Origin of the sequence: Acinetobacter sp. (assembly GCF_036659555.1) — a bacterium.
Taxonomy (GTDB): domain Bacteria; phylum Pseudomonadota; class Gammaproteobacteria; order Pseudomonadales; family Moraxellaceae; genus Acinetobacter.
This window is the reverse complement of the sequence record NZ_JAVXCI010000007.1, coordinates 31972-55528: the sequence shown is the minus strand read 5'-3', so window position 1 is coordinate 55528 and position 23557 is coordinate 31972. Positions and strand designations below refer to the sequence as shown.

Sequence of the window (23557 nt, the reverse complement as noted above, 5' to 3'; positions counted from 1 at the left end):
CTGTTCACTTTCTGCACTTAAACAGCTTTCGTCGCAAAAACAGTCCATTTCAAAGGCCTGATAGGTTGCGGATGACGCTTCCGCGTATCAAATAATATCGCAAGTTAAAAAAGAAAAAGCCAGTCAGTTTCTTAACTGACTGGCATTAGCCTTGAATAGGCTCTTTTTTTGATTTTACCGGCTCAGCTTTGAATCAGCTGAGTCAGCTCGTCTACATAGTCCTGCATCGGCCGAGGGTTTTTATCCGCGCGGCTTTCAATATTCAGGCGCAGCAGAGGCTCGGTATTGGATGCGCGGACATTCAGGCGCCATGCGCCAAAATTCAGGCTGATGCCGTCTGCGGTGTCGATTTCAGGCTGCTGCCCGGCAAAATGATCCAGAATTTTCTGAATGGTTTGCTGCGTATCCGCCACCTTAAAGTTGATTTCGCCTGAGCAGGGGAATTTTTCAATCATCTTTTCAACCAGCGCAGACAAAGACTGTCCGGTTTCCGACAGCACTGAAACGGCCAGCAGCCATGGAATCATGCCGCTGTCGCAATAGGCGAAATCGCGGAAATAGTGGTGCGCGCTCATTTCGCCGCCGTATACCGCATTGTGTTCGCGCATCACATCCTTAATAAAGGCATGGCCGGATTTGGACTGCACTGGAATGCCCTGATATTTTCCGGCAATGTCAAAAGTATTCCAGACCAGGCGCGGATCATGCACAATTTTTTCGCCGGACTGCTGCAGCAGGAAGGCTTGGGCCAGCAGGCCGACAATGTAGTAGCCTTCAATAAACTGGCCTTTTTCATCAAACAGGAAGCAGCGGTCAAAGTCGCCGTCCCAGGCAATGCCCATGTCTGCGCCATGCTGCAGGACGGCATTGCGCGTGCTGGCGCGGTTTTCGACTAAGATCGGGTTGGGAATGCCGTTCGGGAATGTGCCGTCCGCTTCATGGTGAATTTTGATGAATTGCACGGGAATATTCAGCGCCTTGAACTTTTCTTCAATGGCGTCAATCACATGCCCGGCAGCGCCGTTGCCGGCATTCATCACCAGCTTCAGCGGGCGGATTTTTTCGGGGTCAATATAGCCCATCAAATGCGCAGCAAACTCCGGCAGGATGTTGTACTTTTCAGTGCCGCCTTTTTGCGCTGCTTCCGTAAAATTGCCCGATTCCGCCAGCGCCTGGATGTCTTTCAGGCCGGTATCGGCGCTGATCGGGCGCGCGTTTTCACGCACCAGTTTCATGCCGTTATAGTCCATCGGATTATGGCTGGCGGTAATCTCAATGCCGCCCTGAACGTCTAAATGAAATGCGCCGAAATAAACTTCTTCCGTGCCGGTCATGCCCAAGTCCAGAACATTGACTCCGGCATCGTTCAGGCCGCGGATCACCGCCTGCTTTAAGCCTTCGCTGCTGAGGCGCATGTCGCAGCCGGCGGCAACGGTTTTGGGCTGATAAATCTGGCCATAGGCGCGCCCGATTTTATAGGCGATTTCCTCATTCAGCTCTGTGCCGAGCTTGCCCCGGATGTCATAGGCTTTAAAGCAGGTCAGTTGGGTCATCTTTCTTCTCATTCAAAAGCAATTAAAAAAGGCCGGTTTGGCCGGCCTTTGATTCATTTATTATTCCACAGTCACCGATTTGGCCAGGTTCCGCGGCTGGTCGACATCCGTGCCGCGCAGCACGGCAACGTGATAGGACAGCAGCTGCACCGGCACGCTGTAGGCAATCGGCGCCAGAACTGCGCTGATCTGCGGCACATGCACTACATGCTGGCGGTCTTTATCTTTGATGCCGCTGTTTTCATCGGCAAACACAAACAGCTCGCCGCCGCGCGCCTGCACTTCTTCCATGTTGGATTTGAGCTTATCCAGCATATCATCCTGAGGCGCAAGAATCACCACAGGCATGTCATTGTCCACCAGCGCCAATGGCCCATGCTTGAGCTCGCCGGCTGCATAGCCTTCGGCATGAATGTAGGAAATTTCCTTCAGCTTCAAGGCGCCTTCCAGCGCAATCGGGAAGAGCGTGCCGCGGCCGAGGAACAAGCAGTGCTGCTTCTCTTTAAACAGTTCAGACAGGCGCAGAATGGCTTCATTATTCAGCAGCGTATCCAAAATCACTTTCGGCAGATGCCACAGCTCAGCGGTAATTTCTTCAATTTTCCCGGCCGCAATGCTGTTTTTCACTTGGCCGATTTTCAGAATCAGCAGCATTAAGGCGGCCAATTGCGTGGTAAAGGCTTTGGTGGATGCTACGCCGATTTCCGGGCCGGCTAAAGTCAGCAGGCTGTGCTGGGTTTCACGAACCATCGATGAAGTTGCGACGTTGCAGATGGCCATTGTGGCAATATCCAGGCCTTTGGCGGCGGCGCGCTTCTGTGTGTCGCGCAGCGCAGCCAGCGTATCTGCCGTTTCACCGGACTGGGAAATGCAGACATACAGCGTATTGCTGACAATCACCGGCGAGCGGTAGCGGAATTCGCTGGCGATTTCGACTTGCGCAGGCACATTGATCAGCTGTTCAAACCAGTATTTGGCAATCATGCCGGCATGGTAGCTGGTGCCGCAGGCGATAATCTGCACCTGCTGGATGCTGCTGAAATCCGCTTCGGCATTTTTCAGGAAGTCCGGACGCAGCGCGTTGCCGTTCAGCGCCTGAGAAATGGTCTGCTGGATGGCTTCAGGCTGCTCATAAATCTCTTTCAGCATGTAATGCTTGTATTCGCCTTTAGAGGCATTGCTGACCGTGGCATCCAGCTCTTTAACCGGGCGGTTTACCAATTGGCCATCTGCAAAAACTTCAATGCTGCTGCGGGTCAGGCGCGCAATATCGCCTTCTTCAAGATAGATGAAGCGGTTGGTGATCGGCAGCAGGGCCAGCTGGTCTGAGCTGATGAAGTTTTCGCCAATGCCGACGCCGATCACCAGCGGCGAGCCTTCGCGCACGGTAATCAGTTCATCCGGATGGCCGGTATGCACGATGCCCAATGCATAAGCGCCTTTCAGCTTCGGAACCACCTGGCGCACCGCTTCCAGCAGGCTTGGCGTGTTTTTCAGCGCATCATTGACTAAGTGCGCCACCACTTCGGTATCGGTCTGCGAGGTGAAGACATAGCCCAGCGACTCCAGGTCATCTTTCAGCGCCTGATAGTTTTCGATGATGCCGTTGTGAACCACCGCTACATTGCCGGAAATATGCGGGTGCGCATTATTTTCGGTTGGCTTGCCGTGGGTTGCCCAGCGGGTATGCGCAATGCCGAGTGAACCCGCAATGCGCGATTCATTCACCGCCTGTTCAAGGTTGGCGACTTTGCCGACGCGGCGCTCGCGCAGCACCTGCCCCTGACTGATCAGCGCCAGGCCCGCGGAGTCATAGCCGCGGTATTCCAGGCGCTTGAGGCCTTCAATTAAAATATTTGTAATGCTGCGTTCAGCAATGCCGCCGACAATACCACACATAGTTATAACCCTCTTATTTCTTAATCTTTTGCGGACGCTGGTAATCTTCTTTGGCGACCTGCTTGGAGCGCTCAAATGCCAGACTGTTGTCTGCAACATCGCGCGTAATCACTGAGCCTGCGCCGACAGTCGCGCCGTTGCCAATCACAACCGGCGCAACCAGGGAGCTGTTGGAGCCGATGAAGGCCGCATCGCCGATAATGGTTTTGAATTTATTGGCGCCGTCATAGTTGCAGGTAATGGTGCCCGCGCCGATGTTGGAGCCGGCGCCGACTTCGGCATCGCCCAAATAGGTAAAGTGGTTGGCTTTGGAGCCGAGGCCAATGCTGGAGTTTTTCACTTCAACAAAGTTGCCGATATGCACTTCATTGGCCAGTTTTGCCCCCGGGCGCAGGCGCGAAAATGGCCCGATCTGCGCGTTTTCGCCGACAACCGCATGGTCAAATACGCTGTAGGGCTGCACTTTGGTGCCGGCCGCGATTTTAGTGTTCTTGATCACGCAGCCTGCGCCGATTTCGACATTATCGCCCAGCTCACAGTCACCTTCAATGATCACGTTGATGTCAATGCGCACATCCTGGCCTGCAGTCAGCTGCCCGCGCAAGTCAAAACGGCTTGGATCAATTAAATGCACGCCCTGCTGCATCAGCCGCTTAGCTTGAAACGCCTGATATTCGCGTTCCAGGGCTGCCAGCTGCGCGCGGTCATTGACGCCTTCCACTTCAAATGCCATCTCGGGTTCAACTGAAGCCACTTCCAGCCCATCTTCAATCGCCATGGCGACAATATCAGTCAGGTAGTATTCGCCCTGCGCATTGCTGTTTGACAGCTTCGGCAGCCACTGATGCAGCCTGGCATTGCTGACGCAGTAAATGCCGGTATTGATTTCCTGAATCTGGCGCTGCGCTTCGGAAGCGTCTTTATGCTCGACAATCGCCTGAATATTGCCGTTTTCACGCACAATGCGGCCGTAGCCTGAAGCGTCCGGCAGGGTGAGGGTCACTAAGCCGATGCCGGAGGCCTGCGATGCATCCAGAAGCTTCTGCAGCGTCTGCTGGGTGATGCACGGCACATCGCCGGATAAAATCAGCGAAAGGCCGTCCTGCGGCAGAACCGGCAGCGCCATTTTGACGGCATGGCCGGTGCCGAGCTGCTCGGCCTGCTCCACCCACTGCACCTGCTCTTGGGCAAATTCATTTTGAACCAGTGCGCCACCGTGCCCGTAAATTGTAATAATGCTGCCGGCTTGAAGTTTTTTTGCAGTTTCAATTACATGTCCAAGCAAAGGACGGCCAGCCAAAGGCTGCAAGACTTTCGGCAAGCTGGAGCGCATGCGCGTGCCTTTGCCTGCGGCGAGAATGATAACGCTAGTAGACATGTCAGATCCCAGGAGTATTTATCATGTAGAAGTGAAATAAAAATAAATGCAGATGCAGAGCGCAGCCCAGGCGCCGGCAATAATGTCGTCCAGCATGATGCCGAAGCCGCCGCCGACCTGGCGGTCAATCACGCGGATTGGCCAGGGCTTCCACACATCAAACAGCCTGAACAGGGCAAATCCGGCCAAGGCCCAGAGCCAATTCATTGTTCCAAGGTAAATCAAAGGTAAAAACGTGATGGATTGTCCAGCAAACTCATCCCAGACAATCCGCCCGTCATCATGCACATCCATGACTTTAGCAGTTTGTCCGCAAATATAAATGCCGATAAGTGACATCAATGCAACCGCAATGATGGTGCCGGAAAAGCCGATTGCAAGCCAGAGCGGAATAAACAGTAAGGCAAATGCCGAGCCAAACGTGCCCGGCGCTTTCGGGGCAAGCCCGGAGCCGAAGCCGACGCCGCAGAAAACCACGCAGCGGTTGAGCCGGCTCATTTGCTTAAAGTTAATTTCCGGTTTATGCAAAATGTTGATACCCATGAAATTGAATGGGACAATTTACGCCATTCTGTAAAAAAGTTAATCCCAAATTCCGGGTAATTTCCCCAATCATTGTAAGATTTACATCTAATTGTTGTTGCAAAAGTTTTTGGTAGTTCTGCGGGCTTATTGTAAAGCATAATTCATAGTCATCTCCACCCGCCAGGGCCAGATGCCATTTCTTTTCTTGTGCTAATTTTGCAGCTTCCGGATGGATGGGCAGCTTTTCCAGGTGTAAAACCGCGCCGGCGCCAGATGCATCCAGAATATGCCCTAAATCCTGCGCCAAGCCGTCAGAGACATCAATCATGCTGGAGGCTAAGCCTTTCAGCTGCTGTCCCAGCAGGCAGCGCGGGGTCGGGTAGTCCAGGCGCTTCTGCAGCGGGTGGCCTAAATGCTGCAGGCCAAAAGCGGCGTCGCCGACCGTGCCGCTGACGCAGATTAAATCGCCGGGCTGCGCGCCGGAGCGGGTCACGGCTTTGCCGGATTCAACCCAGCCTAAGGCGGTCACGGTAATGGTGAGGTGCGGGCTTTGCGTGGTATCGCCGCCGATTAAGCTCACGCCGAATTGATCACAGCAGTCATATAGGCCCTGACTGAAGCCTTTGAGCCAGTCATGATCAATTTGGGGCAGGCTCAGCGCCAGTAAAATGCTGTGCGGTTTGGCGCCCATGGCGGCAATGTCAGAGAGGTTGACTGCAACAGATTTCCAGCCGATGGCGTGCGGATCAGTTTCAAGGGGAAAATGCCTGCCGGCAACCAGCGTATCGGCGCAGATGGCCAATTGCTGCTGCAGCGGCGGGGTGAGCAGGGCCGAGTCATCACCGACGCCTAAATCGACGGAATTGGCATTCCTGCGGTTGAAATAGGTGTCGATGATCGAAAACTCAGCCATACTGCTTACCGCGCGTCTTACTGCGCTTGCTGCTTTTCTGCTGCGCGGAGGCTGCTGGCTAAACGGTCCAATACACCATTGATGTATTTGTGACTGTCTGCGCCGCCAAAGTGCTTGGCCAGCTCAATCGCTTCGTCCAGGACAACGCGGTATGGAATTTCCAGATGCTCTTTCAATTCATAGGCGCCGAGGCGCAGCGTCGCCAATTCTACGCCGTCTAAGGCTTCGATTTGGCGGTCCAGTACAGGAATAAGAAGCGCATCCAAAGCTTCATGATTGGCAACCGCTTGAGTCAGCAATTCATGGTAATAGCTCAGATCCACTTTGTGCATGGCGTTTTCCATGCGTGTGCGCGCTTCAATCTCATGCACTGGATTGCGGCTCATCTGCCATTCATAAATGCCCTGCACAGCAAAACGGCGTGCTTTGCGTTTCGCTGCATAAGCGGCTTGAAGTGTTTGCGACATAGCGTTAAATAGCCTTTAACAAGTTAACCATTTCAATTGCGGTCAGGGCAGCTTCGCTGCCTTTATTGCCCGCTTTTGTACCCGAGCGTTCAATCGCCTGTTCAATACTGTCCGTAGTCAATACGCCGTTAATCACCGGCAGGCCTGTATCCAGGCCAACAACGCCTAAGCCTTTGGCGCATTCGCCGGCAACGAAGTCAAAGTGGGGCGTGCTGCCGCGGATCACTGCGCCTAGGGCAATGATGGCGTCAAAGCGTTCAGTGGCTGCCAGCTTTTTGGCAACGACCGGCAGTTCCCAGGCGCCCGGCGCATGAACAACAGTGATATTATCCTCTGATACGCCATGGCGTTTCAATGTATCAATTGCGCCGTCCAGCAGATGCTCGACCACAAAGCTGTTAAAACGGCCAACTAGAATCGCGTAACGGCCTTCGCTCGCGAGATGTAATAAACCTTCAATACGGCGAACTGCCATAGCAACCTCGATTATTTCTCTGATGTTTGATGAGCGGTGAGGTATTCCACCACTTCTAAATTAAAGCCTGACAAGGCATTGAAGCGCAATGGAGAGCTGAGCAGCTTCATTTTTTCAACGCCTAAATCACGCAGAATCTGCGCGCCGACCCCAATGGTCTGATACTGCTGCGACAGCGCGCTGCTGGATTTCACCGGCTTAGGCGCGGTTAAGCTCTCCAGCGCCGGGCCTAAGTCCTGCAGATGGCGCTGGCCGATCCACACCAGCACGCCGCGCTCGCTGGCCGCAATCTCTTTCAAGGCTTTGTCCAGATTCCAGGCAGCGCCGCCGTCCTGCTTGTTCAGCTTCAGCAGGTCGCGCGCCGGGTTGAAGCCGTGCACGCGCACCGTGGTGACGCCGTCTTTCGGCTGGCCTTTGACCAAAGCCAAATGAATGTCCGGATTGCCGATTTCGCGGTAACGGAATAATTCAAATGCGCCGTATTCTGTATCCAAAGTCTGCTGATCAATGCGCTCAACCGTCTGCTCATTGGTCATGCGGTAATGGATCAGGTCAGCAATGGTGCCGATTTTCAGGCCATGCTTTTCGGCAAAAACTTCCAGATCCGGACGGCGCGCCATGGTGCCGTCTTCATTGATGATTTCACAGATCACCGATGCCGGCTCCAGGCCCGCTAAGCGCGCCAGATCGCAGCCTGCCTCGGTATGCCCGGCGCGGTGCAGCACGCCGCCCGGCTGCGCCATCAGCGGGAAAATATGCCCCGGCTGCACAATATCCGCCGGCTTGGCATGCGCCGCCACAGCGGTTTGAATGGTGTGCGCGCGTTCCGCCGCTGAAATGCCGGTGGTAATGCCGCCGGCTGCCTCAATCGACAGGGTAAAGTTGGTGCCGTGCTGCGCGCCGTTGGCGTCAACCATTAACGGCAGGTTCAGCTGCTGGCAGCGGTCGCGGCTCAGGGTCAGGCAGACCAGGCCGCGGGCATGGGTAATCATGAAATTAATGTCTTCAGGACGGACGTGAGTGGCCGCGATCACCAGATCGCCTTCATTTTCACGGTCTTCATCATCCATCAGGATAACCATTTTCCCTGCACGGATGTCTGCTACGAGCTCTTCAACAGTATTGAGCGGCATCAACCTTCACCTTTTTTATTTGTCACAAATGACATATTGCCTGCATTGGATTGCTGCATAGTTTAACGTTTTTTTGCGCCCTTTGCCTATGCTTATCGCTTTCCATATAATGGTTCATTGTTATACACAGTCCGCGCGCGCCTGAAAAGGCAGCTTTATTTTAAATTCTGCGCTATGCGCGCAATCTTTAAGCGGTTGAAAAGCATAAAAAATGACAAGCTTAGGCCGGATCCGGCTAAAGCTGCGCCAAATCCGGGGCGGCGCCTTTGCTGCAGGCGGGCCGGCATGCAGGGCAGGGGGCGGAAAAGCGGCGCTCCCGGCCTTATAAGGTGTAAAAATGTATAAATTTTGCCAATTCAGCCCGATTCATAATAAAACTAGTTTAAACTTCAATTTCTGCAGAAAAAAACAATGACGCCGCCAGTGAAAAAAAGCAAATAAACTTTCACGGCAATGCGTTTGTGATTACAATTGTCTGCTTATAAAGAACTTTCATTAGCCTTATTTGAATTGAAGAATTAGACCGTGACCGACGCACAGCAAAAACCGCCTAAACATGTAATGATGATGGCCGCAGGTACCGGCGGACATGTTTTTCCAGCTTTGGCCGTGGCGCAGGAACTGCAGCGCAAAGGAATAGAAGTCTCCTGGCTTGCGACGCCTGCCGGCATGGAAAACCGCTTGCTGAAAAATCATAATATTCCCATTTATCAGATTGACATTCAGGGCGTGCGCGGCAACGGCATGGTGCGCAAAATGCTGGCGCCGTTCAAGATTTTAAAAGCCACGCTCAGCGCAATGCGCTATATGAAGCAGCTGAAGGTGGACGCCGTGGCCGGTTTCGGCGGCTATGTGGCCGGGCCGGGCGGTCTGGCGGCGCGGGCCTTGGGCATACCGGTGCTGATCCATGAACAGAATGCCGTGGCCGGCTTTACCAATACCCAGCTGTCGCGTGTGGCCAAAGTGGTTTGCGAGGCTTTTCCGGGCACTTTTCCTCAGCAGGATAAAGTCGCAGCCACCGGCAACCCGGTGCGCAGGGAAATTGCCGAAATTCTGAACCCGTCCTGGCGCTATCAGGAGCGGGAAAAAGCCGGGCTGCCGCTGCGGATTTTAATTGTGGGCGGTTCCCTGGGCGCGCGCGCATTGAATGAATGCGTGCCGGAAGCCTTAAAACAGCTGGATGCGCCATTAAGTGTTTTTCATCAATGCGGCCAGAACAATGCGGAAGCGGTGCAGGCGCGCTATGCTGGCGCGCCGGATACGCTGCATGCTGAAGTTTCGGCTTTTATTGAAGATATGGCGCAAGCTTATTCAGATGCAGACCTGATTATTTGCCGTGCCGGCGCGCTCACTGTGACTGAAATCGCCACTGCCGGCCTGGCGGCGGTATTTGTACCGCTGCCAAGCGCGGTGGATGACCACCAGACCGCCAATGCCAGATTCCTGACGGATATCCATGCCGCAAAAATCTGCCCGCAGGCGGAAATGACGCCGGAAAGCTTAGCAGCGCTGCTGAAGCCGCTGCTGAACCGCCAGCTGCTGCAAGAAATGGCGGTGAAGGCGCGCCGGCAGGCGCAGCCGGATGCAGCGCAGCATGTGGTTCGTTTAATTCAAGAATTGTAAACCGAGTATTTTATGTCACCATCAACTCCTGCTGAGCAAGCGAAAAAGTTAATTAAAGTTCCAGAAATGCGCCGCATCAAGCACATTCATTTCGTCGGAATTGGCGGCGCCGGCATGTGCGGCATTGCGGAAGTCCTGAAGAATCAGGGCTACAAAGTCTCCGGTTCAGATATTAAGGCGTCAAAAACCACTGCGCAGCTTGAAGCCAGCGGCATTCAGGTGTTTATCGGCCATACGCCTGAAAATATCAAGGGCGCAAGCGTGCTGGTGGTGTCCACCGCAATTGACCCTGAAAACCCGGAAGTCAAAGCCGCGATTGAAACCCGCACCCCGGTGGTGCGCCGCGCAGAAATGCTGGGTGAGCTGATGCGCTACCGCCACGGCATTGCAGTGGCGGGCACGCACGGCAAAACCACCACCACCAGCTTGATCACCTGCATGCTGGCGGAAGAAAACCTCGATCCAACCTATGTAATCGGCGGCCTGCTGAACCGCACCGGCGTCAATGCTGCTCTGGGCGCCAGCCGCTTTATTGTTGCGGAAGCCGATGAGTCCGATGCCTCATTCCTGTTCCTGGAGCCGATGGCGGCCGTGGTGACCAATATTGATGCCGACCATATGGATACTTACGGCGGCAGTTTTGACACCCTGAAAGACACCTTTATCCAGTTCCTGCAGAAGCTGCCGTTTTACGGCCTGGCGGTGGTCTGCGGCGATGACGCCAATATCCGCGAAATCATGCCGCGCATCGGCCGCCCTGTGCTGACCTACGGCTTTAATGAAGACAATGACGTGCGCGCAGTTGATGTGGATCAGGACGGCATGCGCACGCACTTTACGGTATTGCGCAAGGGCCGCGAGCCGCTCCGCGTGACGGTGAACCAGCCGGGCCTGCATAATGTGCTGAATGCCTTGGCGGCTATCGGCATTGCTACTGATGAAGGCGTGTCTGACGGCGCAATCTGCCGCGCCCTGGAAGGCTTCAGCGGCGTGGGCCGGCGCTTCCAGGTGCAGGGCGAATTTGAACTGGCGGGCGGCAATGTGAAAATGGTGGATGACTACGGCCATCACCCTAAAGAAGTGGAGGCAACCATTAAGGCCGCCCGCGCCAGCCATCCGGACCGCCGCCTGGTCATGCTGTTCCAGCCGCACCGCTACAGCCGCACCCGCGACTGCTTTGACGATTTTGTAGAAGTCTTGTCACAGGTTGACCAATTGCTGCTGCTGGAAGTATATCCTGCAGGAGAGAAGCCGATTGTCGGCGCGGACAGCCGCGCTTTGGCCCGCAGCATCCGCCTGCGCGGCGAAGTTGAGCCGATTTTGATTGATCCGGTTGAGGGCAATCTGCCGCACGCCGTGCAGAAAGTGCTGCAGCCGAATGACTTGCTGCTGACGCAAGGCGCGGGTAATGTTGGCGCAATCTCTGTCGAGCTTGCCCAGAATAAATTGTATTTAAAATAATCAGCCTGTGTGCTTGGGCTGGATCGGCCAGTTATAAAGTTTAAGGATATAAACGTGTCAAATGCTTCAAAATTCGGCAAAGTTGCGGTGCTGCTTGGCGGCAAGTCCGCTGAGCGCGGGGTCTCTCTGGATAGCGGTACGGCGGTGCTGGAAGCATTGCTCCGCTCGGGTGTAAATGCGGAAGGCTTTGATCCGCAGGAAAGAAGCGTCACTGAGCTTGCGGGCTATGACCGCGCATTTATTGTGCTGCATGGGCGCGGCGGCGAAGACGGCCAGATTCAAGGCGTGCTGGAATGGCTGAATATCCCCTATACCGGCACCGGCGTGCAGGGCTCTGCAATCGGCATGGATAAGGTCAAAACCAAGCAGGTTTGGCAGGGTTCAGAACTGCCGACAGCGCCTTACCGCATTATCGGCAAAGAAACGGATTTAGACGAAGTCATTGCCGGCCTCGGCCTGCCGCTGATTATCAAGCCGGTGCATGAAGGCTCCAGCGTCGGCATGAGCAAAGTGGAAAAAGCTGAAGATCTGGCCGCCGCTATTGAAAAAGCCACAGTGCACGATGCGGTGGTCATGGCTGAAAAATGGATCACCGGGCGCGAGTACACCATTTCATTCCTGAACGGCCAGCCGCTGCCGGTCATCCGCCTGCAGCCGCCGGCAGATGTGGCGTTCTATGACTATGACGCGAAATACAACCGCAATGATGTGCAGTACGGCATTCCCTGCGGCCTGACCGAAGCTGAAGAAAAGCGCCTGCAGGCGCTGTGCCTGCGCGCGTTTCAGGCTGTAGGCGCCAGCGGCTGGGGCCGCATTGACGCCATGCAGGATGAAAGCGGCGCTTTTTGGCTGCTGGAAGTCAATACCGTGCCGGGCATGACCAGCCATTCGCTGGTGCCTAAAGCCGCCAATGCGGTCGGCTATAGTTTTGATGATTTGTGCCTGGCGATTCTGGAGCAGACACTGAACGGTGCGGCTCACTAAGCTATGGCTCAACTCCCTGCCTCCATGCGCCGCAAGCGGGCTGCAGTCACCTCAATCCATGACAGGCCTCCGACCCGCAAGGAGAAGCTTGCGGAAGCCGGCGGCTGGCTGCTGCTGGCGGTGGCGGCCGTGGTGCTGGCTGCGGGAGTATTCGGCTTTTACCGGGTAATGACTGATGCGCAGATTGCCGCGCTGAATGTCGCGGGCGTCCGCTCAGATGCGGAGCGCAGCCAGGTGCTGGCGCATGTTTCGCCGGCGGTGACGGAAAATTACTTCACTTCAGATTTAAGGGCAATCCGCGACCGCGCCTTGGAGCTGTCCTGGGTGGACCGCGTGGTGGTGTCGCGCGCATGGCCAAACGCCATCCGCGTGCGGGTGATGCCGCGCAATGCTATTGCGCGCTGGGGCACCGGGCGCCTGCTGAGCGACAGCGGCGACGTGTTTACCGAAGTGGCGCCGCGCAATTATCAGAATCTGCCGCTGCTGCATGGGCCGGTCAGCCAGTCAAAAATGATGATGCGGCGCTATAATGAGATTAACCAGCTGTTCCTTCCAGCCGGCATCCGATTAAAAGAATTATATTTAACGGAGCGCATGACCTGGTTTATGCAGTTTGATTCCGGCCTGCGCATTATTGTCGATCAGGATCAGACCATGAGCAAGCTTCAACGCTTGAGTCATCTGGCGCATAATGATTTAAAGCCGGTATGGCCTAATATAGCGGCCATTGACCTGCGCTACCGGAACGGGCTGGCGATTCAGTGGAAGAACGCCGCGCCGCCGAAAATAGCCAGCGGCCAATTTGTTGTAACGATTAATGACACAGGCATTGCGGATGGAACAGCCCTGAAGCCATAATGTTTGGCTTTATAAATAGAGGCTTCCAGCCATAAATTAAACGAACATGTAAATGGTAGTAGTAAATAATGAATGAAGCTGTTCCCTCAGTTGTTGCGATTGACATTGGGACACATAAAGTTTCAGTTTTGATTGGCAAGGTCCATGCGCCAGACAATATCCAGGTGATAGGCATGGCCGCCGCTCGTAACCGAGGCATGAATAAAGGAAAAATCGTCAGTCTCGATAAGGTCATTACCGCAATTAAAAATGCAGTACAGGAAGCCGAAGACATGGCTGAGTGCCGCGTGCATTCCGCCTGGATTTCCATTCCTAGCGCTGAGTTGAAAAGTTTTTATGCTTCCGGGCGCACGCCTGTCGCAAACACGGACCAGACTATAACAACCAATGAAGTGGTGCGCGCATTAGAGCTGGCCAAAGCCAGCCACTTAACCTCGGACCACTATCTGGTGAGCGCCGTGCCGCTGGGCTTTGAGCTGGATGACGCGCCGGAATGGGTGCTGAACCCGATCCGGATGTCCGCGCAGAGCATGACCGGGCATTACCATCTGATGATGCTGCCGATCAGCACCATGCAGAACCTTGACCGCGCCTTGAAAGGCGCCAATATCGGGGTGGAGCGCATGGTGATTTCCAGCCTGGCGACGGCTGAAGCCAGCCTGCTGAAGGATGAGCGCGAGTATGGCGTCTGCCTGGTGGATATCGGCGCAGGCACCACCAATGTGGCGGTGTATCTGGATGGGCGCCTGGCCATGACGCATACGCTGCAGCGCGGCGGCGAGCATGTGACGCGCGATATCGCGGCGGTGCTGCAGACCACTACGGAAGAAGCGGAGCGCATTAAGCTGCTGTACGGCTGCGTTGACCTGAAAGTGGTGAAGCCGGACCATATGATTCAGTTTCAGGGCATTGACGGTCCGCAAACCATCAGCCGGATTGAGCTGACGGAAATTATTATTGCGCGCTATGAAGAAGTGCTGGGGCTGGTGCGGGAAGTGCTTGAGGGCAATGGCGCCATTCATGGCCTGTATCATGGCGTTGTGCTGACCGGCGATGCCAGCCAGATTGAAGGCATGGTCAGCTTTGCGCGCAAAGCCTTGGGCGTTTCCGCGCATCTGGGCAATCCGCCGGTGCAGGTGCATGCGGAAGAGCAGAATCAGGCTGCTTTGCGCCGTTCGCAGTATGCGACGGCAGCGGGCCTGCTGATGTTCAGCCAGAGCGATGCGCAGGATGCGGTTGCCGAGCAGGAAGATCCGGAGCGGCTGTCGGTCATGCAGCGGGTCAAGCGCGCCTGGTCCGGCTTTAATGAAACGCTGAAGTCCATTTTTTAAGCGGAAGTTTTTGGGAATATTGTTGGGAAGTTGTACGGATCATGGCTTGAACTTGACAAGTCCGGGCTTGGACAGCATCCTGAAAAACAATTTTATTAAGATTAAGGCAGTATACGGGCTGAAGTGGCTGCCGATTTAGGATTAGGGATTTTACAGGTCATGGCCTCATTTGAATTTTTAGAAGATGATCAAAACGACAGCAACGGCCAAGCCCGTTTTACTGTATTCGGGGTAGGCGGCGCCGGCGGCAATGCTGTGCAGCACATGCTGGAGTCAGATATTCAGGGCGTGAAGTTTGTCTGCGCAAACACAGACAAGCAGGCGCTGGACCGCATGAATGCGCAGTTTAAGATCCAGCTGGGCGAGCAGAGCACGCGCGGCCTGGGCGCCGGGGCAAACCCGCAAGTGGGGCAGACGGCAGCTGAAGAAAGCCGCGAGCTGATCCGCCAGCACCTTGAAGGCACGGACATGGTTTTTGTCACTGCCGGCATGGGCGGCGGCACGGGCACAGGCGCAGCGCCGGTGGTTGCTGAAATTGCCAAAGAAATGGGCATTTTGACCGTGGGCGTCGTCACCACGCCGTTCAACTTCGAAGGCAAGCGCCGCCAGCAGTCTGCTGAAAAAGGCATTGAGGCTTTGGAGGCGCATGTCGACTCGCTGATCATTATTCCAAACCAGCGCCTGCTGAAAGTGTTCCGCGACATTTCAATGAAGGATGCCTACAAAAAAGCCGACGACGTTCTGCTGAATGCAGTGCGCAGCATCTTTGACCTGGTGGTGCGCCCGGGCCACATCAACCTTGACTTTGCCGATTTGAAAACCGCAATGAGCACGCGCGGCTATGCGATGATGGGCGCAGGCAGCGGCCGCGGCGAAACCCGCGCGCGCCAGGCGGCCGAGCAGGCGATCCGCAGCCCATTGCTGGATAACGTGACCATCATGAACGCCAAAGGCATTCTGATTAACGTAACCGGCGGCGATGACGTGACTTTCGGCGAAATTGAAGAAATTACCGATGTGGTGAACCAGATTGTTGACCTGGATGAAGGCCAGGTCTTCTACGGCACTGTATTCGACCCGGATGCGCGCGATGAAATCAGCGTTACCGTGATTGCTACAGGCCTGACCCGCAATTCAGCCGATTCTGCGGAGCCTGTGAAGCGTTCCGGAGTGCAGGCAGTGCGCCCGCAGTCGGCAGCCCAAAGCGCGGCGGATGAAGATGATGTTCCCGCCATTCAGCGCCAGCAGGCGGACGGGGCTGCAGCCAATGCTTCGCCTTCGGTTTCCAGCCCGCGCCCGACGCCAATGAGTATTCAGGATTATCTGAAAAATCAGCAGCGCAAGTAAGCTAAAATGCTTTGATTTTAAACAATAAAAACAGAAAAGGCGGCGTCAATGCTGCCTTTTCTGTTTTTTATCAATGGCTAAATATGCTAACGTATAGCGGTTTTATCTACTGATGAATGAAAGAGCATGTTGAAACAGCGTACCCTGCAGCGCGTCGTGAAAGCGAGTGGAATCGGCCTTCACAGTGGGCAAAAAGTCATGATCAACTTTGTGCCGCATCACGCAGACGGGGGAATTGTGTTTCGCCGCATCGACCTGAAGCCGCAAATTGACATTCCAGCGGATGCCATGCTGATTCAGGAAGCATTCATGTGCTCCAATCTGGTTCAGGAAAATGCCAAAGTCGGCACCATTGAGCACATCATGAGCGCCATCGCCGGCTTGGGCATTGATAACCTGATTATCGAAGTGTCGGCATCAGAAGTGCCGATTATGGATGGCAGCGCCGGCCCGTTTATTTACCTGCTGATGCAGGGCGGCTTGGCGGAGCAGGATGCGCCGAAAAAATTCATCAAAATTCTCAAGCCGGTCGAAGCGCTGGTTGATGACAAGAAAGCGGTATTCAGCCCGCATGAAGGCTTTCAGCTGAATTTCACCATTGATTTTGACCATCCGGCATTTAAAAAGGAAGATCAGTCCGCCTCCATCGATTTTTCGACCGAAACCTTTGTTTATGAGGTCAGCGAGGCCCGGACTTTCGGCTTTATGAAAGACCTGGATTACCTGAAGTCGAATAATTTGGCGCTGGGCGCCAGCCTGGATAACGCCGTTGGATTAGATGATACCGGCGTGGTTAATGAGGAAGGCCTGCGCTTTGCCGATGAGTTTGTGCGCCACAAAATTTTGGATGCTGTCGGCGACCTGTACCTGCTGGGCCATCAGATTATTGCCAAATACGACGCCTACAAGTCCGGCCATGCTTTAAATAATCAGCTGCTGCGCAATGTTAAAAAAGATCCAAGCAGCTACGAAATTGTAACATTTGATGACATCGGTTTATGCCCGATATCTTATGTAAGCGTGACATAAGTCATTGTCTTTTAAATATTGTGTTATAATATAACAAAATAAAGTGATGAACTGATCACAAAAAAATCTAATAGAAACAGGCGGAATTGGCCGGCGGTTACTTTTTATTGCTTGCCAAACGCAGCATGGCTTGGCTAAGCTTAGGGTCGCTCACAAAGTCAGCAGCGCTGCGCAGCAGATCCTGCGTTTCCGGACTGAGCGGTTGTTTTGAAGTTTTTTCAGGGGGCAGCGGTGTTTGAGAAGGAACTCTTAAGCGCACTTGTATCTTGTTTAATTCTTTCAATTCATGTATTTGTGAAAGCTGAGCAATATAGTGCTTTTGAAGATAAGCCAGCTGGCTGACCAGCGCTTGATTTTCTCCAGTCAGCATCAGCACGCCATTTTGATAACAAACAACTTGCCATTGCTCCGGCTGGGGCAATAAAGGTTGGACGAGTTTCGCAAGTTTCTGCCAGGCAGTGACTTGCGCAGAGAGAAACGAAAAGTTTCCTGTTTTTATGTGTTTTCTTGTTTGCTGAAAGACATTGACGGGTTCAGACATACATATTTCCTTCATGTTTATGTCTTAATCTTATGCGCTTCTTTCAGTGGATATCAAGGAAGAGATCACTCAAGGAACTCGATTAAGAACAGTTTTAGTGAGGTTTTTTATGCATTTGCGCCGTATTTTACTGGCATTTTCATTCTCCGCTTCTGCTGCGTCAGTAGCATTCGCGGATCTGGTTGAGCTGAATCAGGACGGTTCCAGCGACCGCATTGAGCAGCTGACCCGCACTTTGGCTCAGGGCGCCTATTCCGAATCCGGCGATATGGATATTCCTGCCGAAACTAAATTGAACGTGCAATTGCGTGAAAAGACCGTTGAATTGAACAACGCCTCCCTCGCTAAAAAATACGGTTCAAGCAGTATAAAATCATATTCCGCATCTTCAGGCAGTCCGTATTCCTGGCTGGTTGCGCATCCGCTTCCGGACTTAAAGCGCGTCAGCTCCAACTACGGCGGCCGTGTCATGGGCGGCCGCGCTGAAAATCATTCCGGGCTGGATATGTCCGCGCCAAGCGGCACGCCGATTTATGCGACAGGCCCGGGCATTGTGACTAAATCAGGCTGGGGCACCGGCTATGGCCAATATGTTGAGATTAACCACGGCAATGGCTATCTAACGCGCTATGCGCATGCTTCGCGCTTAATCGCGCGCGTCGGCGACCGTGTTGAAGCCGGCGAGCAGATTGCCAATGTCGGCTGCACAGGGCGCTGTACCGGCCCGCACCTGCACTATGAAGTAGTCAAAGACGGCCAGCGCAAAAACCCGTCGCCTTATTTGGCGATGCTGCCTTAATCCAGCAGCAGCGCTACGCAATCGCAGCCTGAAAACCGCTTCATTGAATTGCCATTGCCTGAGCTGGACTCCTGCAGTGGCATTCTGCATTTCAGCGCTTCACTTTTCACATTATCATTTTATCCAATAATTTTTGATGCAGATTTGCCCTGTATTGGCTTTGTTTTGCTGCTTTGTGTAATAAAAAGTCAATAAGTATTTATTTACTAAATATTAGTCCATTGTCGTATTCATCTGCAGCCATAACTGCGCTATGCGAAAATATGATACATATAGGAGTATAAAATTAGGCACACAGGATAGGTGAAATATGGCGTTCTATGGCGATACAGATGCGCAGGAAACCCAAGAATGGCAAGAAGCATTTGATTCAGTTTTACAGCATATGGGAACGGAGCGGGCAGCCTTCCTTCTTGAAAAGCTGTATCAGCGCGCAATTGCTAAGCACGTTCCTATTCAGCGTCTAAATACTCCTTACCTCAATACAATTTCCGTTGATGAAACGCCGGCTATGCCCGGCGATCAGGACATGGAGCGCCGCATCCGCGCTTTAATCCGCTGGAATGCGCTGGCGATGGTGCTGCGCGCAAATAAAACCGGCGATGACCTGGGCGGCCACTTGGCCAGCTTTGCGTCTTCCGCAACATTATATGATGTGGGCTTCAACCATTTCTTCCGCGCCAACAGCGACAGCTTCGGCGGCGACATGATCTACTATCAGGGCCACTGCGCGCCAGGCATTTACGCGCGCTCATTCCTGGAAGGCCGCTTGACGGAAGACCACCTCAACAATTTCCGCCGCGAAGTCGGCGGCAAAGGCCTGCCAAGCTATCCGCATCCGTATTTGATGCCGGACTACTGGCAGTTCCCGACGGTATCGATGGGTCTGGGCCCAATCATGTCGATTTACCAGGCGCATATTCAAAAGTACCTGATGAACCGCGGCCTGATTAAAGAAGAAGACCGCAAAGTCTGGGCGTATCTGGGCGATGGCGAAATGGATGAGCCGGAAAGCACCGGCGCAATCTCGCTGGCAGGCCGTGAAAAGCTCGACAACCTGATCTGGGTGGTGAACTGCAACCTGCAGCGTCTGGACGGCCCGGTGCGCGGCAACGGCAAAATCATTCAGGAACTTGAATCCTTATTCCGCGGCGCAGGCTGGCGCGTGATTAAAGTGGTTTGGGGCCGCCATTGGGACCCACTGCTGGCAAAAGACAGCACAGGCGCTTTAAAGGCGGTGATGGAAGAAGCGGTAGACGGCGATTACCAGCGTTACCAGGTGAAAGGCGGCGCATACACGCGCGAGAAATTCTTCGGCAAGTATCCGGAAGCTGCGGAACTTGTGAAAGATTTAAGCGATGAAGACATCGACAACCTGAACCGCGGCGGCCATGACCCGTACAAAGTCTTCGCAGCCTATGCGGAAGCGATGAAGGCCAAAGGCCAGCCGACGGTGATCCTTGCGAAAACGGTGAAAGGCTACGGCTTGTCTGAAGAAATTGAAGCAGTCAACAAAACGCACCAAATCAAAAAGATGCATATTGACTCGTTGAAATATGTGCGTGACCGCTTCAACCTTCCGTTTACCAATGACCAGCTGGAAGAAGTTCCATTCTACCGTCCAAGCGAAAACTCGCCTGAACTGAAATACATGAAAGCGCGCCGTGAAGCGCTGGGCGGCTACCTGCCTGCGCGCCGCAAAGAAAGCGAAATTCTGGCGATTCCTGAGCTGTCTGCGTTTGATGCGGTGCTGAAAGGTTCCGGCGGCAAAGAGCAGTCCACCACTATGGTGATGGTGCGCTTAATCTCAGCATTGCTGAAAGAAAAAGCCATTAAAGACCGCGTGGTGCCGATTGTGCCGGATGAAGCGCGTACTTTCGGTCTGGAAGGGATGTTCCGCCAGCTGGGCATTTATGCTGCCCACGGCCAGAAATATACGCCTGAAGACCAGGAACAGCTGATGCATTACCGTGAAGCGAAAGACGGCCACATGCTTCAGGAAGGCATCAACGAAGCCGGCGCGATGAGCGCATGGGCTGCCTTGGCGACCAGCTATTCAACCAATAACCTGCCGATGATTCCGATGTACATGTACTACTCCATGTTCGGTTTCCAGAGGATTGGCGATATTGCATGGGCTGCCGGCGATGCGCAGGCGCAGGGCTTCCTGCTGGGCGCGACCGCAGGCCGCACCACGCTGAATGGCGAAGGCCTGCAGCATCAGGACGGCCACTCGCACATTTTAGCCAACACCATTCCAAACTGCGTGTCCTATGATCCGTGTTTCGGCTATGAGCTGGCGGTGATTGTGCATGACGGCCTGCAGCGCATGTATGTCAATCAGGAGCGCGTGTTCTATTACTTAACCGTAATGAACGAAAACTACGAGCATCCTGAAATGCCGCAGGGCGCGGAAGAAGGCATCAAGCGCGGCATGTACCTGCTTCAGCAGGATGAAAAAGCCACTGTACAGCTGCTGGGTTCAGGCGTGATTCTGCGCGAAGTGATTAAAGCGGCGAAAATCCTGCGTGATGAATACCAGATTCATTCCAATGTCTACAGCGTAACCAGCTTCAATGAACTGGCGCGTGACGGCATGGCGTGCGAAGAATACAACCGCCTGCATCCAATGAGTGATGCGGCGAAAGAATCATGGGTATCGCAGCAGCTCCGCGGCACCGACGGCATTGTGGTTTCGGCAACCGACCATATGCGCGCCTACAGCGAGCAGATCCGCGCTTACCTGCCGGACAGCCGCCCGTTTGTGGCATTAGGCACCGACGGCTACGGCCGCTCAGACACGCGCGCGAACCTGCGCAGCTACTTTGGCGTAGACGCGGCCCACATTGTGGTTGCGACGCTGAAAAAGCTGGCGGATGAAGGCGAAGTGGATGCGCGCCTGGTGAAAGACGCGATTTCAAGCTTTGAGCTGGATACAGACCGCCCAGTGGCCTGGGCGCCGCAGGCGACGCCTGAACTGCACCCAGTTGCTGACTACAAAGAGGAGAACTGATCATGCAAATTACGACTCCTGATATTGGCGTAGATAAGGCAACCGTTGCGGAAATTCTGGTGAAAGTCGGCGACAGCATTGCCGTGGATGACAGCATTGTGCTGCTCGAATCTGACAAAGCCTCTGTTGAAGTGCCCAGCACGGCAGCCGGCGTGGTCAAAAGCATTCTGGTCAGCCTAGGCGACAGCGTTGCTGAAGGCGCAGTGCTGATTGAGCTGGAAGCTGCAGGCCAGGCTGCGCCGGCTCCAGCAGCTGCAGCGCAGCCGGCAGCGGTTCCTGCTGCAGAAGCCAAAGCCGAAGCTCCGCAGGCAGCGCCTGCCGCATCTTCAGCGCTGGTTGAAGTGCAGGTGCCTGATATTGGCGTGGAAAAAGCCATTGTGGGTGAAATTCTGGTGCAGGTTGGCGATGAAATTGACGTCGATCAAAGCATTGTGGTGGTTGAATCAGACAAAGCCACGGTGGAAGTGCCAAGCGCGGTTTCGGGCGAGGTTGAATCAATCAGCATTCAAGTTGGCGACAGTGTCAAAGAAGGCGTGGTGATTCTCACAGTAAAAACTGCGGGTTCGGCTGCGCCTGAAGCTGCAAAAGCTGCAGCGCCTCAAGCGCCTGCAAGCCAGCCAGCCGAGAGCGCGCCGCAAGCGGCGGCTCCTGCTGGCGCAGTTGAAATCGCCGTGCCTGATTTGGGCGTAGACAAAGCAGCCGTGGCTGAAATTCTGGTGCAAGTGGGTGACAAGGTTGAAAAAGACCAGAGCATCATTGTAGTTGAATCAGACAAAGCGACGGTTGAAGTGCCAAGTTCAGCAGCCGGCGTGATTAAAGCCATTCATGTTGCACTTGGCCAGAATGTTGCGGAAGGCATGGCTTTGGTGACGGTGGAAGCTGAAGGCCAAGCCGCTCCAGCACCTGCGGCGGCAAAAGCGGAAGCGGCTCCGGCCCCTAAAGCTGCGCCATCTGCGGTGCAAGCCACTCCTGCAGTTCAGGGTGCGGACAAGCTGAGCAAAGAACAGAATGCTGCCAATGCTAAAGTTTACGCAGGCCCTGCAGTGCGCAAGCTGGCGCGCGAGCTGGGTGTGGTGCTGGCTGAAGTCAAAGCGTCTGGCCCGCATGCGCGCTTAATGAAAGAAGACATCTTTGCCTATGTGAAAACGCGCTTGACTGCGCCTCAGGCCGCGCCTGCAGTGCAGGCGGCTGCGCAGGCTTCAGGCTTGCCGAAGCTTCCGGACTTTACTGCATTTGGCGGTGTGGAAGAGAAGGTTCTCACGCGCCTGCAGCAGGTGTCCATTCCGCAGCTGTCGCTCAACAACTTCATTCCGCAGGTTACGCAGTTTGATTTGGCGGACATCACTGAGCTTGAAGCATGGCGCAATGACCTTAAAGGCGGCTTTAAGAAAGACGGCATCAGCCTGACCATTATGGCGTTCATTATCAAAGCCGTTGCGCATTTGCTCAAAGAAGAGCGCGAGTTTGCCGGCCACTTGGCCGATGACGGCAAGTCGGTGCTGCTGCGCAATGAAATCCACATGGGCATTGCGGTGGCGACGCCGGATGGCCTGACGGTTCCGGTGCTGCGCAATCCTGACCAGAAAACCATTAAGCAGATTGCGGTGGAACTGGGCGTGCTGGGTCAAAAAGCGCGCGACAAGAAACTTTCGCCGAAAGACCTGCAGGGCGCGAACTTCACCATTTCCAGCCTTGGCGCAATTGGCGGCACAGCCTTTACGCCATTGGTCAACTGGCCGCAAGTGGCGATTCTGGGGATTTCTCCAGCGACTATGCAGCCGGTGTGGAATGGCCAAGGCTTTGATCCGAAGCTGATGCTTCCGCTGTCATTGTCATACGATCACCGGGTGATTAACGGTGCGGATGCAGCGCGCTTTAGCAATAAGCTGACCAAGCTGCTGCAGGACATCCGTTCGCTGCTGCTCTAATGGCGGCTTGAAGCTGCAATGCAATAAACCCTGCTCCGGCAGGGTTTTTTTATCTGCGCAAGGCTATGCATTGCAGGGCGGCGGCGCCTGCGTGCTGAATTCTGTTTGCTTTCTTGACGCTGCGGCTTTAAAATAGCCGGACTTCATTGGGGAGTAGCCGCTGTCCGCAAGGACAGGTGATGGTCAACATATTTGCCCTAAAACGGGCATGGCCATCATAGCAAAGAACCAAATGAGCTTCTAAAAAGCTTTCTTTTGTTGGCAAGACCTTTGATTTACCACTCTGCAGATTTTTGGCTA

General features: G+C 54.3%; 19 protein-coding genes and 1 riboswitch. Of the genes, 10 read left to right on the top strand and 9 right to left on the bottom strand.

What is annotated here, in order from left to right; all coding sequences use genetic code 11:
• Positions 1 to 182: 182 nt before the first annotated feature.
• The 8 genes from RSA72_RS02020 to ribBA are packed head-to-tail and all read right to left on the bottom strand — an operon-like array spanning position 183 to position 8343.
• The gene (locus RSA72_RS02020; RefSeq protein ID WP_332623906.1) at positions 183 to 1553 is read right to left on the bottom strand and encodes a phosphomannomutase CpsG; all 1371 of its coding nucleotides are present in this window, start codon (positions 1551 to 1553) and stop codon (positions 183 to 185) included.
• Positions 1554 to 1613: 60 nt separating this feature from the next.
• Entirely contained in the window at positions 1614 to 3452 is a 1839-nt protein-coding gene (gene glmS / locus RSA72_RS02015) for a glutamine--fructose-6-phosphate transaminase (isomerizing) (RefSeq protein ID WP_332623904.1), read from the bottom strand.
• A gap of 13 nt (positions 3453 to 3465) precedes the next feature.
• Positions 3466 to 4830: a bifunctional UDP-N-acetylglucosamine diphosphorylase/glucosamine-1-phosphate N-acetyltransferase GlmU gene (gene glmU, locus RSA72_RS02010; protein WP_332623903.1), complete on the bottom strand. Its 1365-nt coding sequence runs from the start codon at positions 4828 to 4830 to the stop codon at positions 3466 to 3468.
• A gap of 21 nt (positions 4831 to 4851) precedes the next feature.
• Positions 4852 to 5373, bottom strand: a complete 522-nt coding sequence (locus RSA72_RS02005) for a phosphatidylglycerophosphatase A family protein (protein WP_332623901.1) — start codon at positions 5371 to 5373, stop codon at positions 4852 to 4854.
• On the bottom strand, positions 5351 to 6268 hold the full coding sequence (gene thiL, locus RSA72_RS02000) for a thiamine-phosphate kinase (protein WP_332623899.1): 918 nt from the start codon (positions 6266 to 6268) through the stop codon (positions 5351 to 5353). Before thiL ends, RSA72_RS02005 begins: the two co-directional genes overlap by 23 nt.
• Before the next feature lie 17 nt (positions 6269 to 6285).
• Entirely contained in the window at positions 6286 to 6735 is a 450-nt protein-coding gene (gene nusB / locus RSA72_RS01995) for a transcription antitermination factor NusB (RefSeq protein WP_068910301.1), read from the bottom strand.
• 4 nt (positions 6736 to 6739) lie between these two features.
• Complete coding sequence (ribH, locus tag RSA72_RS01990) at positions 6740 to 7210, bottom strand: 6,7-dimethyl-8-ribityllumazine synthase (protein ID WP_068910300.1); 471 nt, start codon at positions 7208 to 7210, stop codon at positions 6740 to 6742.
• Positions 7211 to 7221: 11 nt separating this feature from the next.
• Positions 7222 to 8343, bottom strand: a complete 1122-nt coding sequence (ribBA, locus tag RSA72_RS01985) for a bifunctional 3,4-dihydroxy-2-butanone-4-phosphate synthase/GTP cyclohydrolase II (protein WP_332623187.1) — start codon at positions 8341 to 8343, stop codon at positions 7222 to 7224.
• 525 nt (positions 8344 to 8868) lie between these two features.
• Between ribBA and murG the strand changes: the two genes are divergently transcribed.
• The 7 genes from murG (at position 8869) to lpxC (ending at position 16976) form a co-directional block, all read left to right on the top strand.
• A complete protein-coding gene (murG, locus tag RSA72_RS01980; protein ID WP_332623189.1) occupies positions 8869 to 9966 on the top strand; it encodes an undecaprenyldiphospho-muramoylpentapeptide beta-N-acetylglucosaminyltransferase in 1098 nt (365 codons plus the stop codon).
• Positions 9967 to 9978: 12 nt separating this feature from the next.
• On the top strand, positions 9979 to 11427 hold the full coding sequence (murC, locus tag RSA72_RS01975) for a UDP-N-acetylmuramate--L-alanine ligase (protein ID WP_332623191.1): 1449 nt from the start codon (positions 9979 to 9981) through the stop codon (positions 11425 to 11427).
• Positions 11428 to 11481: 54 nt separating this feature from the next.
• Positions 11482 to 12411: a D-alanine--D-alanine ligase gene (locus RSA72_RS01970; protein ID WP_332623192.1), complete on the top strand. Its 930-nt coding sequence runs from the start codon at positions 11482 to 11484 to the stop codon at positions 12409 to 12411.
• Between the two features lie 3 nt (positions 12412 to 12414).
• Positions 12415 to 13269: a cell division protein FtsQ/DivIB gene (locus tag RSA72_RS01965; RefSeq protein ID WP_332623194.1), complete on the top strand. Its 855-nt coding sequence runs from the start codon at positions 12415 to 12417 to the stop codon at positions 13267 to 13269.
• Positions 13270 to 13337: 68 nt separating this feature from the next.
• Positions 13338 to 14600 carry a cell division protein FtsA gene (gene ftsA, locus RSA72_RS01960; protein ID WP_332623195.1) on the top strand — a complete coding sequence of 421 codons (1263 nt, stop codon included), beginning with the start codon at positions 13338 to 13340 and terminating at the stop codon, positions 14598 to 14600.
• A 159-nt stretch (positions 14601 to 14759) separates the two neighbouring features.
• Positions 14760 to 15947 carry a cell division protein FtsZ gene (ftsZ, locus tag RSA72_RS01955; RefSeq protein WP_332623196.1) on the top strand — a complete coding sequence of 396 codons (1188 nt, stop codon included), beginning with the start codon at positions 14760 to 14762 and terminating at the stop codon, positions 15945 to 15947.
• A gap of 126 nt (positions 15948 to 16073) precedes the next feature.
• Complete coding sequence (gene lpxC / locus RSA72_RS01950; protein WP_332623197.1) at positions 16074 to 16976, top strand: UDP-3-O-acyl-N-acetylglucosamine deacetylase; 903 nt, start codon at positions 16074 to 16076, stop codon at positions 16974 to 16976.
• 97 nt (positions 16977 to 17073) lie between these two features.
• Here the strand turns inward: lpxC and RSA72_RS01945 are convergent, their stop codons facing one another.
• Complete coding sequence (locus RSA72_RS01945; RefSeq protein ID WP_332622323.1) at positions 17074 to 17517, bottom strand: DUF721 domain-containing protein; 444 nt, start codon at positions 17515 to 17517, stop codon at positions 17074 to 17076.
• Between the two features lie 109 nt (positions 17518 to 17626).
• On the opposite strand from RSA72_RS01945, the gene RSA72_RS01940 reads away from it, so the two are divergent.
• The 3 genes from RSA72_RS01940 (at position 17627) to RSA72_RS01930 (ending at position 23257) form a co-directional block, all read left to right on the top strand.
• Positions 17627 to 18316: a M23 family metallopeptidase gene (locus tag RSA72_RS01940; protein ID WP_332622325.1), complete on the top strand. Its 690-nt coding sequence runs from the start codon at positions 17627 to 17629 to the stop codon at positions 18314 to 18316.
• A gap of 310 nt (positions 18317 to 18626) precedes the next feature.
• Entirely contained in the window at positions 18627 to 21329 is a 2703-nt protein-coding gene (gene aceE, locus RSA72_RS01935; protein ID WP_332622326.1) for a pyruvate dehydrogenase (acetyl-transferring), homodimeric type, read from the top strand.
• Between the two features lie 2 nt (positions 21330 to 21331).
• On the top strand, positions 21332 to 23257 hold the full coding sequence (locus RSA72_RS01930; RefSeq protein ID WP_332622327.1) for a 2-oxo acid dehydrogenase subunit E2: 1926 nt from the start codon (positions 21332 to 21334) through the stop codon (positions 23255 to 23257).
• A gap of 136 nt (positions 23258 to 23393) precedes the next feature.
• Positions 23394 to 23533, top strand: a riboswitch (yybP-ykoY riboswitch).
• Positions 23534 to 23557 lie beyond the last annotated feature (24 nt).

What these genes read in the sequence shown, in the direction of transcription:
- RSA72_RS02020 (WP_332623906.1), bottom strand. Translation starts at nt 1,553, where the DNA reads ATGACCCAACTGACCTGCTTTAAAGCCTATGACATCCGGGGCAAGCTC.
- glmS (WP_332623904.1), bottom strand. Translation starts at nt 3,452, where the DNA reads ATGTGTGGTATTGTCGGCGGCATTGCTGAACGCAGCATTACAAATATT.
- glmU (WP_332623903.1), bottom strand. Translation starts at nt 4,830, where the DNA reads ATGTCTACTAGCGTTATCATTCTCGCCGCAGGCAAAGGCACGCGCATG.
- RSA72_RS02005 (WP_332623901.1), bottom strand. Translation starts at nt 5,373, where the DNA reads ATGGGTATCAACATTTTGCATAAACCGGAAATTAACTTTAAGCAAATG.
- thiL (WP_332623899.1), bottom strand. Translation starts at nt 6,268, where the DNA reads ATGGCTGAGTTTTCGATCATCGACACCTATTTCAACCGCAGGAATGCC.
- nusB (WP_068910301.1), bottom strand. Translation starts at nt 6,735, where the DNA reads ATGTCGCAAACACTTCAAGCCGCTTATGCAGCGAAACGCAAAGCACGC.
- ribH (WP_068910300.1), bottom strand. Translation starts at nt 7,210, where the DNA reads ATGGCAGTTCGCCGTATTGAAGGTTTATTACATCTCGCGAGCGAAGGC.
- ribBA (WP_332623187.1), bottom strand. Translation starts at nt 8,343, where the DNA reads ATGCCGCTCAATACTGTTGAAGAGCTCGTAGCAGACATCCGTGCAGGG.
- murC (WP_332623191.1), top strand. Translation starts at nt 9,979, where the DNA reads ATGTCACCATCAACTCCTGCTGAGCAAGCGAAAAAGTTAATTAAAGTT.
- RSA72_RS01965 (WP_332623194.1), top strand. Translation starts at nt 12,415, where the DNA reads ATGGCTCAACTCCCTGCCTCCATGCGCCGCAAGCGGGCTGCAGTCACC.
- ftsA (WP_332623195.1), top strand. Translation starts at nt 13,338, where the DNA reads ATGAATGAAGCTGTTCCCTCAGTTGTTGCGATTGACATTGGGACACAT.
- ftsZ (WP_332623196.1), top strand. Translation starts at nt 14,760, where the DNA reads ATGGCCTCATTTGAATTTTTAGAAGATGATCAAAACGACAGCAACGGC.
- lpxC (WP_332623197.1), top strand. Translation starts at nt 16,074, where the DNA reads ATGTTGAAACAGCGTACCCTGCAGCGCGTCGTGAAAGCGAGTGGAATC.
- RSA72_RS01945 (WP_332622323.1), bottom strand. Translation starts at nt 17,517, where the DNA reads ATGTCTGAACCCGTCAATGTCTTTCAGCAAACAAGAAAACACATAAAA.
- RSA72_RS01940 (WP_332622325.1), top strand. Translation starts at nt 17,627, where the DNA reads ATGCATTTGCGCCGTATTTTACTGGCATTTTCATTCTCCGCTTCTGCT.
- aceE (WP_332622326.1), top strand. Translation starts at nt 18,627, where the DNA reads ATGGCGTTCTATGGCGATACAGATGCGCAGGAAACCCAAGAATGGCAA.
- RSA72_RS01930 (WP_332622327.1), top strand. Translation starts at nt 21,332, where the DNA reads ATGCAAATTACGACTCCTGATATTGGCGTAGATAAGGCAACCGTTGCG.